The organism is Celeribacter sp., assembly GCF_048261515.1.
GTDB lineage: Bacteria > Pseudomonadota > Alphaproteobacteria > Rhodobacterales > Rhodobacteraceae > Celeribacter.
Genome location: NZ_JBLXFZ010000004.1, coordinates 185310 through 200587 on the forward strand (window position 1 = coordinate 185310; position 15278 = coordinate 200587).

A 15278-nucleotide genomic window follows, 5' to 3' on the forward strand; every position below is an offset into this window, starting at 1 on the left:
AACTAATATTTGGTGTGAGGATAGGGGAGGAACCCAGTCCTGCCAACACGCGATTTGCCTCGCCTTGATCGCACGCCTTCTGGGCGACGTTTCAGGCGCGGCGGCGACGCACCATTTCGGCCAGTTCGCTCAACTCGCGGTCTTCCATTCCGATCTCGGCAAGGTGCAACGCGGTGTTGAAGAGATACTCGCAGTTTGGCCCGCGTCCGCCCACAGCCTGCGCGATTACATCGGCCTGCCGTTCAAGGCTCATTTCGCCAGTGTACTGCTCGTGCACACGGTCGACGACATAGGCAAGGCTGTTGACCCTGCGCCCGTCATCAAGCTGTAAATCCACCCGTGTCTCCACATAGGCCGAAGACACCAACTCGCGCTCACGTAGCGCGATCAGGGTCGCCTCGGCTACATCAGGCCCGACATGAAACGCCAGACCACGACAGGTTGCCCTTTGATCCGCGTCGAGGGCAAGCACAAGCCCCGGCGCTTCGGGACTGCCGCGATGGTGGATCGACCACATACAAAAACTGCGCGCGTAACCTTCAAGGGTCGCGGGCACCCGTTCGAGAAACTCGAAACCAGGGTTCCACATCAGAGATCCGTAACCGAAGACCCAAAAGCCCGCGCTCACATCGATCCGCCCTAAACCTGCCGCTTGCCACGCCACCGCGTTCCCCGCTTTCCTATGTGCAACGCTCCCGTTAAACACGGGCGCACAATGACATTGAAGCCCCGATCTTGAAAGGTCTGCCATGCGTAAGGTTCTCTGGCTGCTCCTCATCGCCGCCGCGCTCTACTCGGGCTACTGGTTTGTGGCCGCCACGGGGTCGGAACGCGCCATCGCCGCGTGGCTCGACGGTCGCGAGGCAGCTGGCTGGCAAGCGGAATACGAGGGCGTGGAGACGGGAGGCTATCCACTGCGATTCGAGCGGGTGATCATTGCGCCGCAACTCGCCGACCCGCGCACAGGCGTTGCCTACCGCGCGCCTTTTGTGGAGATTTCCTCGGCCAGCTACGCGCCAACCGCACTGACCACGACTTTTGCATCCGAGGCTACGCTCTCGACACCGCTTCAAAAGATCGAGATCACACAGGATGAGGCAACGGCCGACCTCTTCGTGGAAGCAGATTCGGCCCTGACGTTGGAGCGCGCCGCCGTTACATTGCGCGACCTGTCACTCACCTCGTCCCTAGACTGGGGCCTTTCAGTGGCGGATTTGCATGGCGCGCTGGTGCGGCGCGCGGATGGAGAAAACCTTTATGACATCAACGCCCACTTCACCGACCTTGCGCCCTCGGACGGGTTGATCGCGGCTCTGGATGCCGACGGGTTGCTCTCGGACCGTTTCGAACAGCTCGAATTCGTTGCGCGAGTCGCTTTCGATACACCGTGGGATATCACCGCTCTGGAGCACCGCCGTCCACAACCGACACGGATAGAGCTAGAAAATCTGGCTGCCCGCTGGGGTAAGCTCGACCTGCAGATCGCGGGCAACCTCGACATTGACGCGCGCGGAGTGGCGACGGGAAGAGTCGCGGTAAAGGCACGCAACTGGCGCGAGATGGTGGAGATTGCCGTTGCCACGGGAGCGCTCCCCGCTGATCTGGAAAGCCTCACCCTGCGCGCGGGCCAGATGCTCGCGGGCCTCAAAGGCAATGCCGACACGATTGATGCGGAACTGACGCTGTCGGACGGCATGATCTCACTGGGCTTTATCCCTATCGGGCCTGCTCCACGTTTCATCATCCGTTAGGACTTTAACGGCAGTAAGATCGCGAACGATATTGCGCTGTATCGAAGTGGAAATGATCGCGGTGGAAGCGGTCGGCATCAGGACCGAGCACAGTGCCAAAAGGACCGCAGGCTCCGCGATGCATCGTGCGCAGGGCCGTGCCCTTGGCCCCCTTCCCCCAATCTTTCAGGACCGAGATCGTATTGCCATTCGTGAGCCGGACCCCGCCGATATCAATCGCCCGCCCTCGCCCGTGTTCGGAAATCTTTGCGCCCTTCTGATTGTTGCGCGTGCGGCATGCATAAGACGCCATGACATGCAGGCCCGCAGCCTCGCCCAAGGGTCGCACAGCGGGCTTCGCACTTTCCTCGATCCATGTGTGAAGCGCCTTCGCCGTTGTGCAATCCATGGTCGCGGGGCTCGAGAATTTCAGCCCCGCAATTTCGGTCACGCGCACAGGAGCCTCCACGCCGCAGCCCTTGATCCGTCCAGGGATCGCAGTGCTCGCCTGACCGCGAATGGCCGCATTGCCACAGACCGACCCCTTGTGCCCATAGCTGACCTTGGATTTGGCGAGGGCGGCTTGCGCCCGTTCAGCAAAATCTTCTGGGCGGGCTTGCGGCAGGGGCGAGTGTTTAACGGCAGGCGCCGACGGCTGCCACTCAGCCTGTGGAGGTTTGGGCGTTTCGCGCCCGATGTCACCTGCAGGACGCAGCACGGGGATGGGCGAACGAACAATCTCACCTCGGGCGGCCGATGCAAGCGTGGCGACCAAAAGCGCCAGCGTGATCGCCCGCCGCGCGCGCATCAATCGCTCTTCTTCGCGCGCCCGAAATCGGGGGCATCGGTGTCCTGACCCGCCTCAATAATCCCACGACGAATTGCGCGAGTGCGGGTGAAGTAGTCGTGCAAATGCTCTCCATCGCCCTGACGGATCGCGCGCTGCAGGGCAAACAGCTCCTCGGTGAAGCGGCCCAGAATTTCGAGCGTCGCCTCCTTGTTGGTGAGGAACACGTCACGCCACATCGTCGGGTCGGAGGCGGCAATTCGAGTGAAATCGCGAAAGCCTGCGGCAGAGAATTTGATCACTTCCTGATCGGTCACGCGGCTAAGGTCATCGGCCACGCCCACCATCGTATAGGCGATGAGGTGCGGCGCATGGGAAACAACCGCACAGACAAGGTCATGATGCCCAACATCCATACGCTCCGTCTGCGATCCAAGCGCACGCCAGAAGGTTTCGAGCTTTTCAACCGTGGCTTCTTCCGCTCCTTCTGGCGCGACGATTAGGCACCAGCGATTGTCGAAGAGTTCCGCAAACCCCGCGCGCGGCCCTGAATGCTCGGTGCCCGCCATCGGGTGTGACCCCACGAAGGAAACGCCTTCGGGCAGTTGTGGTAACACAGCGTCGAACACGGATCTCTTAACGGAGCCGACATCCGTGACCAGCGCGCCTTTTTTTAGGACGGGTGCGATATCGGCCATCACATCAGCCATCGCCCCCACGGGCACGGCAAGCACAACCAGATCGGCATCCTTCACCGCGTCCTGCGCACTGTCGCAAACGCGGTCCACGAGGCTGATCTCTCGCGCGGTGTCACGGGTGGCTGCCGAGCGCGCATAGCCCGTAATTTCGCCCGCAATGCCTGCGCGACGCATGGCCAGCGACATGGACCCTGCGATTAGTCCAAGACCGATCAGCGCGACGCGCTCGAAACGCACGGCTTCACTCATCGCGTCTGCTCCAGAAACTGACCGATAGTATGGGCAACACGGCGACATGCGGGCTCGTCGCCCACGGTGATCCGCAGGCAGTTCGGCAGACCGTAACCCGCCACGCGGCGCACAATCAGCCCTTGAGACTTGAGGAAGTCGTCACAAGCTTCGGCCTCTTCCTGCGACTGGAACCGTGCGAGGATGAAATTGGCGCAGGAGGTATCCGAAGGCACCCCATGCTCCATCAGCGCCTCGGCAAGCCAGCCACGCAAACGGGTGTTATCCGCGCGGCATTTCTCCACCCATGCCGTGTCTCGCACAGCCGCCTCGGCAGCCGCAAGTTGTGGCTCGGACAGGTTGAACGGCCCGCGCACGCGGTTGAGAACGTCGATGATTGCTTTCGGGCCATAGCCCCAACCAATCCGAATCCCCCCCAGACCGTACATTTTGGAGAAAGTGCGGGTCATCACTACATTTTCGCGCGCCTCGACAAGTGACGCGCCGCCATCGTAGCCTTCGACGTATTCGGCATAGGCCCCGTCGAGGACAAGGATCGCTTGTGGCGGCACCCCTTCGGCCAGACGTGAAACATCCGCCGCACCGATCATGGTGCCTGTCGGATTAGCGGGATTGGCGATGAACACCAGCTTCGTGCGCTCGGTGCAGGCCGCGAGGATCGCGTCAACATCCACGACCCGCTCGCGCTCGGGCACGCATACAGGCGTCGCCCCTGCGGCACGCGCGGAAATCTTATACATTGAGAAACCGTGCTCGGTGTAAATCACCTCATCCCCCACGCCCGCGTAGGCCTGACAGAGGAAGGTGATGATCTCGTCGGATCCCACACCACAAATGACCCGCTCGGGATCAAGGCCGTGCACCGCGCCAATCGCCTCGCGCAGCGCGCGGTGGTCGGTGTTGGGGTAGCGATGCATGGTGTGGACGGATTTGACAAACGCCTCCTTAGCCCCCTCGGGTGCGCCGAAGGGATTCTCGTTGGATGAAAGTTTGACCACATTGTCGACGCCCGCGACATCGCTCGTTCCGCCCTGATAGAGCTTAATGTCGAGAATCCCGGGTTGCGGTTTGATCTGGCTGGTCATCGGTCCACTCGCAAGTTGATACCAGCCCCTCTTAGCGTCGGGCAGACACCATTGCCAGATACAACTCGCACGAGCAACGTCACGAGGGATACCCCGTGCCAAAAGGCGCACAGGTCACCCACTCTCCTCCGAAATGCAAAAGACCGCCCCGGAGGGCGGCCTTTCGTAATTCTGTCGAATGTCGGCTCAGAATTAGTTCTGAGCGTAGTATTCGATCACGAGGTTCGGTTCCATTTGAACCGCGTAGGGAACGTCGGACAGGCCCGGCGTACGCACGAAGGTCGCGGTCATTTTGGAGTGATCGACTTCGATGTAGTCGGGAACGTCACGCTCGGCGAGCTGGGTCGCTTCGAGAACAACTGCGAGCTGCTTGGATTTCTCGCGGACCTCGATCACGTCACCCTCTTTCACACGGTAGGAGGGGATATTGACGCGCTGGCCGTTCACGAGCACGTGGCCGTGGTTCACGAACTGACGTGCAGCGAAGACGGTCGCGACGAATTTGGCGCGGTAAACAACAGCGTCGAGGCGGCGCTCGAGCAGGCCAACAAGGTTCTCACCAGTGTCGCCTTTCACACGTGCGGCTTCGTTAAAGATGCGCTTGAACTGTTTTTCCGTCAGATCGCCGTAGTAGCCTTTCAGCTTCTGCTTGGCGCGCAGCTGGAGACCGAAGTCGGACAGTTTGCCCTTGCGGCGCTGACCGTGCTGGCCGGGGCCATATTCGCGGCGGTTGACGGGTGATTTGGGGCGACCCCAAATGTTTTCACCCATGCGGCGGTCGATTTTGTACTTGGCAGACGTGCGTTTGGTCACGATCTGGATCCTTTCAGTTTTGGTGCATTGCGGCTTGCGCCCCGAATGCAAATGAAAGGTGCTGTCCTTTCCGTCGGACCCTCATGGTCCTCGGGCGACAGGCGTTCCCTTGCGGGAGCCACCAACACCAATAAATAAGACCGCCACCCTTTCGGGCTGCGGATGAGCGGGCTTATACCGCCGTTTGTGGGGGAGTCAAGCGAATGGCCTGCGTTTCAGGCGGCGGCGTGGAGCAAGATGGCCGCTTCCGCCGAACTTAACGTCCGTCGCGCGGCGGGACCATAGAGATCGGCACCACGATCAAGCTCGGGCATAACCGTCAGAAGGCGCTCCTGCTGCCCTGCATCAAGGGCGCCGAGATCGGTGAAGGCGGGGTGAAAACTTTCCGTCTCCAGCCCATTGGCAAAGAGCACCTGATGGCTTTCGAGCATGAGGTGGATATAGCTCACCTCACGGATGTGGCGGTCCACGACGATGGAGCGGTCGTTAACGAGATCCTGCGCGGCAACCAGCACTTCATCCGCGTTGAACAATTCACGCGCTGCCGCCCCTCCGATCAGCATCCTGTGGTGGGGCGATACAACAAGGTCGCTCGTCGGCTCCCCTACTCCGAGCGCATCGGCGCGCAATCGCACAGGTCGCAATTCGGGCATGGCATAGAGCCGCGCACCGCTAATGCGCCGACCGCCGATCCACATGATCTTCTGCGGGCCGTTATCCTTGGTCAGAACCCAGTCGCCTTCGGAGAGTTCAGCTACCGCGCGCGCGCCCTGCGGCGTCTCGATCATCGTCTGCGGGGTGAAGCAGATGGCTCCGCCCTGACACGCCTCCTCGGCCTCGCGCAGCGCCGCGATATGGCAGTCTGTCACCCAAAGGTCGACCCCTTCGGGCGGCACATCACCCAAACACATTACAAGTGGCGCGCCAAGTTGGGGCATGTCTATGAGGGTTAGCTCGTATTTCTTCAACCCGTCGGTCACATCGAAGCCGCCATCGAAAAGACGGTCCTGCGGCCCTGCTGGCGCCACGCGCCCGTCGAGCGCCGTCCCGACCAGACGTCGCACCATCCGCGCCGCGCGTTGGTGAAGTTCCGCGTTGCCGATTGCCTGATCAAGAACCAAGACACTGCGCGCACCATCGACGCACACCGCCGTCCCAGACCAGCGCATCGTCGCGCCAATCGTCACCGCCGAAAGAGGAGTATTGTGGAAACCATCGATCTCCACCTGCGCCCATGCGATGACAAACGTGCTTAAAGAGCCCGTCCCCATACCTGCTGCCTGCCATTTTATCGTCTTTTTATTGAGGCCAGCCTATCACAGGTGATTCGCAGTGTTAACAAAATTTGTCAGAGGGGCTGGAATGGGACCTGCCGACGCTTCTGCGCGCTCTACAGATAACGTATTGGGCCATGACTGTCGGCTACAAGAAGTTAGCACCCGCGCAAACGTCGATGCTCCCGAAAAAAGGTAAGGCAATTTCATGGTTCGCTTCACAATGGGTCAGTAGTCAGACCCATTGTGAAACCTGTTCTTCCATTAAGTGTGGTTTGCGCGGCTCTATAACGTGACGATCCCACTCACAGTTACGCCTCGGCATTCTCCACGATCACAGCGATGCCTTGACCGCCGCCGATACACATGGTGACAAGGCCAAACCGCCCTTTAATCCGTTTCAGTTCATAGGCCAGCTTGACCATCAGGATAGCACCCGAGGCACCGATTGGATGACCAAGCGCAATCGCGCCACCATTCGGATTGGTCTTGTCCTCGGGAAAGCCCAGATCCTTTGCAACCGCGCACGCCTGTGCGGCAAAGGCTTCATTGGACTCGATAACATCCATGTCGGCAACGCTCAAACCAGCGCGGTCCAAAGCTTGCTGTACCGCTGGAATTGGCCCAAGCCCCATAACATCAGGCGCAACGCCTCCGTGGCCGTAAGACACAATTTTTGCCAAAGGAGTGAGCCCCCGATCCGAAGCGACCGCGCTTTCCATCAGAACGACAGCAGCCGCTCCGTCATTGATGCCCGAAGCATTGCCTGCCGTAACCGAGCCGTCGCGGTCAAAAACAGGTCTTAGCTTGCGCATATCCTCAAGAGTTGCCCCATCACGAACACGCTCGTCGGTGTCAAATACGGCTTCAGAACGCCCCCTCTTCACAGTGATCGGAAGAATTTGCTCCTTGAAGCGACCCTCGGAGATTGCCTGTGCTGCGCGCCGATGCGACTCCACGGCCAAACGATCCTGAACATCTCTTTCGAGGCCATATTGTTTAGCTACATTCTCGGCGGTAACCCCCATATGTCCGTTTCCAAAAGGATCCGTCAGGGCGCCAACCATCATGTCGGTTGCGCGAATGTCTCCCATTTTCTGACCGAACCTCGCTTGCGACATCAGATGCCCCGCACGGCTCATGCTTTCTGCGCCACCTGCGACGGCAATTTCGGCGTTCCCGAGCAAGATGGCTTCCGACGCGGTAATGATCGCTTGCAAACCCGACCCGCAGAGACGGTTCAAAGTGAGTGCCGGGGAAGTTTCGGGAATACCGGCACGGATGGCAGCGACACGTGAAAGATACATATCCTCTGGCGCAGTGTGGATCACATTGCCAAACACTGTCTGCCCGACGTCTTTCGCATCTGCGCCAGATCGCGCGATAGCCTCTCGCGCGACAGTAGCGGCAAGTTCACAAGGCGATATACCAGCTAGTGCGCCACCCATTTCTCCGATGGCCGTCCGAACACCCGACGCGATGACAACTTCTCTGCAACTCATTTTCTTGGTCCTCTAGATTCATGGCCCCGCTCCTTACGGAGTTTCTTCGGGCGCTCTTGTACTTTAAGCCACATGACGATCGTCACCATGCCTATATGACGTGCTCTCGGCCTTCAACTATTTCGAGCGCTCGCTCGGCAAACCGCTCTGCAAGCAAGCCAACTTCGGCGGCATTTTCCGCCGCTGCATTACCCGCCTTTGCCCTGTCGGCGATCCCCACGAAGATCACGGCAAAACGAAACAGGGCGAATACCTTATGAAATGGAAGAAGCGGCCCGCTATCGGGCATCCCTTCCATATAGCGTGCCACAAACTCGCTCTCGTCAGGTATGCCGAGCGCCAAATGGTCGAGACCGAGAATCCCTCCATATTCTTCAGGCGTGGTATGCCATGGCATTACGCAAAACCCGAGATCTGCAAGCGGATGGCCAAGTGTTGAAAGCTCCCAATCAAGGATTGCTACCACTTCTGGCTTGCTGGGGTGGAACAACATATTTCCCATTCGGAAATCGCCATGCGCCAGTCGCACCATCCCGTCATCTTCGGGCAGGTTTGCAGGCAACCAGTCGGCCAATACATCGAGCGCAGGAATCGGCCCGCCGCTAGACTGGCGCCATTGCTTGCTCCAGCGGTTGATCTGACGCTCGAAATAGTTGCCAGGCTTCCCGTAGTCGTCCAGCCCAACTTTTTCTGGGCGGACGGCATGCATTTTGGCCATCGCATCAGCAAGCGCCATCCAGATGCCGCGCCGCTCTTCTGCTGGAAGCTCCTCCAACGCGCAATCGTCGAACACTCTGCCTTCGACCCGCTCCATCAGATAAAACGGTGTGCCCAGAAGTGCGGGATCCTGATGAAGCACCAACGGTTTTGCGACGGGAACACCCGTCGGATAAAGGGCCGACATGACGCGATACTCACGTTCAATCGCATGAGCCCCTGGCAAGATGGGACCAGCAGGTTTTTTTCGCAGCACCAGCCGACGGTCGCCATGCGTAACGAAATAGGTAGGGTTGGATTGCCCTCCGGAAATCTTCTCGATTTCAAGATGATCATGCGCACCGAAGTGATCATCGAGAAAGCCATGCAGCGCTTCGGGCGCAAAGTCGGGGGCAGAATTGGTTATAGAAGTCATGACGGACTAGCTTCCTTGTTCACTTGTCTGGTGTCGCAGCTCAAACTTCATGATTTTGCCCGTGGCTGTCTTTGGAAGCTCGGTAAAGACGATCTCGCGCGGTGCTTTGAAACGCGCCAGTCGCTCTCGGCAGAAATTCCGCAACTCTTCGGGTTCGACCGACCAACCTGATCTGACCTCGACAAAGGCACAGGGGACCTCACCCCATTTCGGATGCGGCTTCGCTACAACTGCGGCCAAGGCCACCGCGGGGTGAAGGTGCAGAACGTTTTCGACTTCAAGGCTCGAAATATTCTCTCCACCCGAAATAATGATGTCCTTTGCACGATCCTTGATTTCGATCTGTCCGTCGGGATGCATGACCGCCAAGTCTCCAGTGTGGAACACCCCATCCCGAAACGCGTCTTCGGTTGCTTGCGCGTCCCCGAGGTAGCCCGCCATGAGAGTGTTCCCTTGCAACACGATTTCACCAATCGTGTTTCCGTCCGAAGGAACCGAATTCATCGCGTCATCTACCACCCGAATGCGGTTGGCCGTCACATGACGGCTCCCTTGACGGGCAAGCAAATTAGCTCGCTGACTGGTTTCAAGTTCTTCCTCGGAGTCATCCAAGGTCCGCAGCGAAACTGGGCCAAATGACTCGGTCATCCCGTACAGATGAATAAACCCGAAGCCTATCTCATCCATTTGGGAAATGAGGGTGCTTGTCGGCGCGGCCCCGCCAGAAGCGACCGTCACACGGTTTGACGGATTTCGTAAATTACGTGCCTCGTGGTTGAGCAACATATAAAGAACAACCGGCGCACAGGCCATATGCGTGACGCCCGCGTTTTCGATGCTCCGGAAGATTTCCGTCGGCTCGACCTGATCGAGACAGACATGCACGCCACCTGCCGCCGTGACCGCCCAAGTGTGGCACCAACCGTTGCAATGGAACATAGGCAGAATCCAAAGGTAAACGGTTTGCTCATTGAAACCGAGTGCCAGCATATTGCCGAGCGCATTCAGGTAGGCTCCGCGATGGTGGAGTATCGCCCCCTTCGGGAGACTGGTTGTTCCAGATGTATAGTTGAGTGCAATCGGATGCCATTCGTCTGTAACTCGAGAAGCCATATCGACCGCAAGTGCAGGAGCAGCGCCAAGGAGCGCAAGCCCAGTCTCCTCATCACGCCCATCTGGGGCAAGACCGATGCATGGCAAACCGACCTTAACTGCCGCAGCCTTGGCAACGGGTTCACACAATGGATCGGCGATCACCAGACGGCTTTTGCTATGGCCGAGGATGTATTCAACCGCCTCTTCATCAAGCCGCGTATTGATCGAATTCAGCGTGGCCCCGAGCATAGGCACCGCGTAATGTGCCGCCAGCATTTCTGGTCGGTTAGAGCACATCATCGAAACAACGTCGCCTTGACCTATGCCCTGCTCCTCCAGCCAGGCCGCAAACTCCAATACGATGCCGTTAAATTCTCCATAACTCCAGCTTTGATCGCGCCAGATAACGGCTGTCCGATCCGAGTAGATGGACACAGATCTTTCGAGAAAATCCAATGGCGTCAACGGCCTGAAGTTGGCGTCCTTCGGCGCAAGGTATGCTTCATCCCGCATTGCTGATACCTCCTCAGTTTTCAGTGACATCCCAAGACCAGAACCCGCGGCCCTGTGCCTCGACGTGCCGATGCAGAACCATTTTGTGAACCTCATCCGCACCATCGACCAACCGAGCCTGACGGGCATAGCGATAGATCCACTCAAGCGGCGTGTCTTTGGAATACCCACGCGCCCCGTTGATCTGGATCGCTGTATCGGCGGCTTTGTGCAGAACATTGGCCACATGCACTTTTGCCATCGACACCTCTTTGCGGGCATAACTGCCGCGGTCCAATTCCCATGCGGCCTTCATCACCAGCATACGGCCGATCTCGATCTGCATAGCAAGATCCCCGAGCATCATTTGAACGCTTTCACGCTTTGAAAGCCGCTCGCCAAAAGCAAAACGCTCGTGCGCATAGGTGCTGGCGATTTCGACACACCGTTTGCTAAGCCCCAACCAGCGCATACAGTGGGTCAAGCGCGCAGGTCCAAGACGGATCTGGGTCACTTTCAGCCCATCTCCCTCGTTCATGAGCAGGTTCTCGGCTGGGATTTCCATGTCCTCATAAACGATCTCGCAATGGCCACCATGCTCCTCCGGCCCCATAATCGGAATACGCCGGTCAATACGGAAACCTGGCTCGTCCTTGCTGTGCAGGAACGCCGAAAGGCCTTTACGCGGATCATCCGACGTGCGCGCCACAAGGATAAAATGATCCGCGTCCTCGGCACCTGTGATGAACCACTTCCGTCCGCGGATTACATATTTGTCACCCTTTCTGGTCGCGGTGGTCAGCATCATGCCCCCAGGATCCGAGCCGGAACCGGGATGCGGCTCGGTCATGACGAATGCCGAACGAACCTTGCCTTGCACGATCGGCTGCAACCAACGTTTCTTCTGCTCCTCGCTCGCAACCTTTTCCAGCACCATCATGTTGCCATCATCAGGAGCCGCCGAATTAAAGACGGCGGGCCCGAAGATCGAGCGGTTCATTTCCTCATAGCAGACCGCCATACCCGCCTTATCAAGGCCCTGCCCGCCACTCTCTTCCTTGAGTTGCAAGCACCAAAGCCCCTCTGCGCGTGCTTTCTCTCGAAGATACTCCAGAATATCCGTCCTGATGTTTTCGTGCGGATCATAGTTCGCGCGATCTTCTTCAAGGGGTAAAATCTCGTCTTCAACGAACCGTGCAATGCGGGCACGAAAGTCCTCGACGCGGGGGGAAATAGTAAAATCCATATCAGATCCTTAGAGCGATGAAACAAGGTGGCCACCATCGGCCACGATCTCTGTTCCGGTCATGAAACGACTGGCATCAGAAGCAAGCAGGAGAAGCGGGCCATCGAGGTCTTCGGGTTGTCCAAGTCGTCGCTGTGGAACGCGACGGATCAAAGCCTGCCCAGCGTCAGATGCGAAAAAGTCCCTGTTCAGGTCAGTCTCGATATAGCCAGGGCATAGCGTGTTCACGCGAATGCCGTGCCGCGCCCATTCCAAAGCGAGCGAACGGCTTAACTGGACCACACCTGCCTTGGCCGTCGCGTAGGCGGCAACGTGGCCCGCGACCCGAAGGCCAAGGATGGAGGCAATGTTGATAATGCTGCCCTGTCGTTTTTCATCGACCAGACGTTGCGCCGCCGCTTGCGCCACGGTGAAGACCCCAGTCAGATCGGTATCGATCACCCGTCGCCAGTCTTCAGGCGCTGTCTTGAGCGCAGGACCGTCATGGGTCACTCCCGCATTGTTGACAACGATATCGTAAGCGGGCCCTTCGAAGACCGCTTTGACTGACGCAGTATCACCGACATCCAGCACAACATGGCTGGCACGTCCGCCTGCTTCTGTGATCTCGGCGACAGCCTTTACCAACGCGCTTTCACGCCGCGCACCCAGCGTCACAACCGCACCTTCCCGCGCAAGAACTTTTGCGAAATGCAATCCCAGACCACCTGAGGCGCCAGTTACGAGCGCCCTTTTACCTTCAAGTTGCCTCATGCTCGCACCTCGAGCAAAGCATCCGCCGCGGTTGCGCCATCGGTCGTAGTAATCAACGGATTGATATCAACCGCGAGCACATTGCCTGCCGAAAGCAATTCAGCGACTCCCCGAGCGGCCTCGAACACTGCCTCAGCGCACAGCCCTTTGCCACCGCGCACCCCATCGAACAGAGGGCCGATCCGTAGCCGTGAGAGCGCCGCCGCCACATCCTGTTGCGTAAAGGGAGGCATCAGCAGGCAATTATCAGGCATGGCCTCGACGGCGATTCCTCCGTCGCCAACGACGACAACTGGCCCGAACACCGGATCCAGATGCCCACCCACGACAAGTTCATGCCCTGACGAGAGCATCTCGGCAGAGAGAACCCCTTCGAATGCGACGTCCATTTCCTCGAGCTTCGCTTCAATTTCAGAAAAGTGCCGCGCGACTTCTTCAGGCGTCCGCAGACCTACACGCACGAGCCCGTGTTCGGACTTATGCGGAATTTGCGGGGAATTCGCTTTCAGAACTATTCCATCAGGACATCCAGTAAGGAAATTTTGCGCTTCTTCGACCGTGGTACAAATCTTCTGCTGAGGCACACGAACTCCTTTTCCCGCCACTTGGGCGAGTGATGCGAATTCGTCGAGTGTTGTCCGGCCATTGCCAGCTTCGACCACAGGTCTAACCGGGCCCCCAATGGCATTGCGAATGAGCGCAATATGATCGACAAATTGCGCCAGCGCACGTATCGCTCCGTCCTCGGTTTCGAAAGTCGGGATTCCCTTGCGCGCAAATGCTTCACGAACAAAGCGTTGTGGCGCCGCCAGAACCACTGGTTTTCCGAAAGCCTGCACGAAGTCAGCGGTGTCCTGCGCGAAACGCTCGAAATCATATCCCTTCCCGCTCACTGGAATACCAATCATCAGGATATCGATATTCGGATCCGCACCCACCTTGGGCAGCACTTTGCCGAACAGGCCGCTGTCGGTCAGCAATGCGGCGGTAATATCAATCGGGTTTTGGCTTGCCGCAAAATCTGGCAGCACGTCGCGAATGGCTTCTTCTGTTTGCGGCGCCAAAGGTGCCAGGTCCAGCCCGTAACGTTCGGCCGCATCGGCTGAAAGCACGCAAGTCGCGCCGCTGTTCGACACAACGGCGATCCGCTTGCCCGTCGGGTTCCAGCCTTGAAGATACAGCTCCGCCGCCTGAACCATCGCTTCTGTCCCATCTGCACGCCAAATTCCGTGACGTTCCAGAAAAGCGTCGATCACACGGTCCTCGGTTGCAATGGCACCAGTATGTGAGGCGGCAGCACGCTGCCCATCGGGAGAGCGCCCTGACTTCAGAGCAATAATCGGCACACCACGCACCCGCGCTCTTTCTGCGGCAAGCGCCAGATTAGCGGGATCCTGAAGCGTTTCCAGATAGAGAATGCAGAGCTTCACCTTCGGGTCGAGCACTACTTCGGCTGCCAGTTCACTTACGCTCACATCGGCATCGTTGCCTGTAGCATGGCAATGCCCAACACCGATACCGCGCTGACGTAGCAGACCATAGGGCACAACACTCATTGCGCCGCTCTGGCTGATGCAGGCCACTGGCCCAGCCTCGGGGGGCTCTTCGATAAACATCGTCGAAAAGCTCAAGATCGCGCCAGTGTTGAAGTCGGCCAACCCCTGACTGTTCGGCCCCACTATCCGCATCCCGCTACTGGCGGCAATGGCACGCATCTCTTCTTCAGCCTGCCTACCATCCTCTCCAGCTTCGCCAAACCCGCTGGCCATAACAACACAGGCCTTCACTCCACGTTCAGCACAACGGTGTAGCGTCTCGAGAACACGTTCTTTAGCGACCGCGATGATCGCCGCCTGCGGAACTTCAGGAAGCGCGTCTAGATCCGGGTAACATGGCAGATCCTGCACACTCTCGCGGACAGGGTTGATCGGATAAATCCGCCCTGAATACCCCATCTCTTTCATGAAGCGGATTGGACGCCCGCCAATTTTTTCAGGATTCTGGGAGGCCCCGAAAATCGCAACACTGGTAGGGTTGAGAAGAAAGGAAAGGCTCATGTTGTCACCGTAGGTTCGAAATAGGGAAGATTGTGAACGGGCTGCTCCCGCAGGCGCGCCGTATCTCCAGCGCGCAAATTGTTGTCGGCCAACGCCATAACGCGTAGCCCTTCTGCAATGTCGATCAGGGCAATGGCGTAGGGCAACCGTGCCTTCCACTCGGAGGTTGGTGCGCGATGCATGGTCGCGCAGGCCACGACTTTTCCGGCCCCTTCAGCTTCACGCCACTCTGGCTCGGGTCGTAGACAGGAGACACAAAAATCCCGCGCAAAAATCTGATTATGCCCGCAGCCGGAGCAATGCTGATAAACGATGCGCCCAGCTTCATTAGCCGCCGAAATATGGTCATCAATTGCTTTCATTCC

General features: G+C 58.4%; 14 protein-coding genes. 1 reads left to right on the forward strand and 13 read right to left on the reverse strand.

The annotated features are described in order from the left end of the window. Positions 1-91: 91 nt before the first annotated feature. On the reverse strand, positions 92-751 hold the full coding sequence (locus tag ACN0SC_RS09455) for a gamma-glutamylcyclotransferase (RefSeq protein WP_417249426.1): 660 nt from the start codon (positions 749-751) through the stop codon (positions 92-94). On the opposite strand from ACN0SC_RS09455, the gene ACN0SC_RS09460 reads away from it, so the two are divergent. Then, positions 750-1751 carry a DUF2125 domain-containing protein gene (locus tag ACN0SC_RS09460; protein ID WP_417249427.1) on the forward strand — a complete coding sequence of 334 codons (1002 nt, stop codon included), beginning with the start codon at positions 750-752 and terminating at the stop codon, positions 1749-1751. The genes ACN0SC_RS09455 and ACN0SC_RS09460 overlap by 2 nt on opposite strands. Positions 1752-1755: 4 nt before the next feature. On the opposite strand, the gene ACN0SC_RS09465 is transcribed toward ACN0SC_RS09460, so the two are convergent. From ACN0SC_RS09465 to ACN0SC_RS09520, 12 genes are all read right to left on the reverse strand, one after another. Further along, positions 1756-2538 (reverse strand): extensin family protein, encoded by a 783-nt coding sequence (locus ACN0SC_RS09465; RefSeq protein ID WP_417249428.1) that lies wholly within the window; start codon positions 2536-2538, stop codon positions 1756-1758. Further along, entirely contained in the window at positions 2538-3464 is a 927-nt protein-coding gene (locus ACN0SC_RS09470) for a prephenate/arogenate dehydrogenase family protein (protein WP_417249429.1), read from the reverse strand. The genes ACN0SC_RS09465 and ACN0SC_RS09470 overlap by 1 nt, the downstream gene beginning before the upstream one ends. Beyond that, the gene (gene hisC, locus ACN0SC_RS09475) at positions 3461-4549 is read right to left on the reverse strand and encodes a histidinol-phosphate transaminase (protein ID WP_417249430.1); all 1089 of its coding nucleotides are present in this window, start codon (positions 4547-4549) and stop codon (positions 3461-3463) included. Before hisC ends, ACN0SC_RS09470 begins: the two co-directional genes overlap by 4 nt. A gap of 192 nt (positions 4550-4741) precedes the next feature. Further along, the gene (rpsD, locus tag ACN0SC_RS09480; protein WP_417249431.1) at positions 4742-5362 is read right to left on the reverse strand and encodes a 30S ribosomal protein S4; all 621 of its coding nucleotides are present in this window, start codon (positions 5360-5362) and stop codon (positions 4742-4744) included. A gap of 215 nt (positions 5363-5577) precedes the next feature. Further along, a complete protein-coding gene (locus ACN0SC_RS09485) occupies positions 5578-6633 on the reverse strand; it encodes a Hint domain-containing protein (protein ID WP_417249432.1) in 1056 nt (351 codons plus the stop codon). Positions 6634-6947: 314 nt separating this feature from the next. Then, entirely contained in the window at positions 6948-8138 is a 1191-nt protein-coding gene (bktB, locus tag ACN0SC_RS09490; protein ID WP_417249433.1) for a beta-ketothiolase BktB, read from the reverse strand. A gap of 91 nt (positions 8139-8229) precedes the next feature. Beyond that, positions 8230-9270, reverse strand: a complete 1041-nt coding sequence (locus ACN0SC_RS09495; protein ID WP_417249434.1) for a phosphotransferase family protein — start codon at positions 9268-9270, stop codon at positions 8230-8232. A 6-nt stretch (positions 9271-9276) separates the two neighbouring features. Then, positions 9277-10878 carry an AMP-binding protein gene (locus ACN0SC_RS09500; protein ID WP_417249435.1) on the reverse strand — a complete coding sequence of 534 codons (1602 nt, stop codon included), beginning with the start codon at positions 10876-10878 and terminating at the stop codon, positions 9277-9279. A gap of 13 nt (positions 10879-10891) precedes the next feature. After that, complete coding sequence (locus ACN0SC_RS09505) at positions 10892-12103, reverse strand: acyl-CoA dehydrogenase family protein (protein WP_417249436.1); 1212 nt, start codon at positions 12101-12103, stop codon at positions 10892-10894. A 9-nt stretch (positions 12104-12112) separates the two neighbouring features. Beyond that, a complete protein-coding gene (locus tag ACN0SC_RS09510) occupies positions 12113-12856 on the reverse strand; it encodes an SDR family NAD(P)-dependent oxidoreductase (RefSeq protein WP_417249437.1) in 744 nt (247 codons plus the stop codon). Continuing rightward, positions 12853-14913: an acetate--CoA ligase family protein gene (locus ACN0SC_RS09515; protein ID WP_417249438.1), complete on the reverse strand. Its 2061-nt coding sequence runs from the start codon at positions 14911-14913 to the stop codon at positions 12853-12855. Before ACN0SC_RS09515 ends, ACN0SC_RS09510 begins: the two co-directional genes overlap by 4 nt. Then, positions 14910-15275 carry a Zn-ribbon domain-containing OB-fold protein gene (locus tag ACN0SC_RS09520; RefSeq protein WP_417249439.1) on the reverse strand — a complete coding sequence of 122 codons (366 nt, stop codon included), beginning with the start codon at positions 15273-15275 and terminating at the stop codon, positions 14910-14912. The genes ACN0SC_RS09515 and ACN0SC_RS09520 overlap by 4 nt, the downstream gene beginning before the upstream one ends. Positions 15276-15278 lie beyond the last annotated feature (3 nt).

What these genes read in the sequence shown, in the direction of transcription:
- ACN0SC_RS09460 (WP_417249427.1), top strand. Translation starts at nt 750, where the DNA reads ATGCGTAAGGTTCTCTGGCTGCTCCTCATCGCCGCCGCGCTCTACTCG.
- ACN0SC_RS09455 (WP_417249426.1), bottom strand. Translation starts at nt 751, where the DNA reads ATGGCAGACCTTTCAAGATCGGGGCTTCAATGTCATTGTGCGCCCGTG.
- ACN0SC_RS09465 (WP_417249428.1), bottom strand. Translation starts at nt 2,538, where the DNA reads ATGCGCGCGCGGCGGGCGATCACGCTGGCGCTTTTGGTCGCCACGCTT.
- ACN0SC_RS09470 (WP_417249429.1), bottom strand. Translation starts at nt 3,464, where the DNA reads ATGAGTGAAGCCGTGCGTTTCGAGCGCGTCGCGCTGATCGGTCTTGGA.
- hisC (WP_417249430.1), bottom strand. Translation starts at nt 4,549, where the DNA reads ATGACCAGCCAGATCAAACCGCAACCCGGGATTCTCGACATTAAGCTC.
- ACN0SC_RS09485 (WP_417249432.1), bottom strand. Translation starts at nt 6,633, where the DNA reads ATGGGGACGGGCTCTTTAAGCACGTTTGTCATCGCATGGGCGCAGGTG.
- bktB (WP_417249433.1), bottom strand. Translation starts at nt 8,138, where the DNA reads ATGAGTTGCAGAGAAGTTGTCATCGCGTCGGGTGTTCGGACGGCCATC.
- ACN0SC_RS09495 (WP_417249434.1), bottom strand. Translation starts at nt 9,270, where the DNA reads ATGACTTCTATAACCAATTCTGCCCCCGACTTTGCGCCCGAAGCGCTG.
- ACN0SC_RS09500 (WP_417249435.1), bottom strand. Translation starts at nt 10,878, where the DNA reads ATGCGGGATGAAGCATACCTTGCGCCGAAGGACGCCAACTTCAGGCCG.
- ACN0SC_RS09505 (WP_417249436.1), bottom strand. Translation starts at nt 12,103, where the DNA reads ATGGATTTTACTATTTCCCCCCGCGTCGAGGACTTTCGTGCCCGCATT.
- ACN0SC_RS09510 (WP_417249437.1), bottom strand. Translation starts at nt 12,856, where the DNA reads ATGAGGCAACTTGAAGGTAAAAGGGCGCTCGTAACTGGCGCCTCAGGT.
- ACN0SC_RS09515 (WP_417249438.1), bottom strand. Translation starts at nt 14,913, where the DNA reads ATGAGCCTTTCCTTTCTTCTCAACCCTACCAGTGTTGCGATTTTCGGG.
- ACN0SC_RS09520 (WP_417249439.1), bottom strand. Translation starts at nt 15,275, where the DNA reads ATGAAAGCAATTGATGACCATATTTCGGCGGCTAATGAAGCTGGGCGC.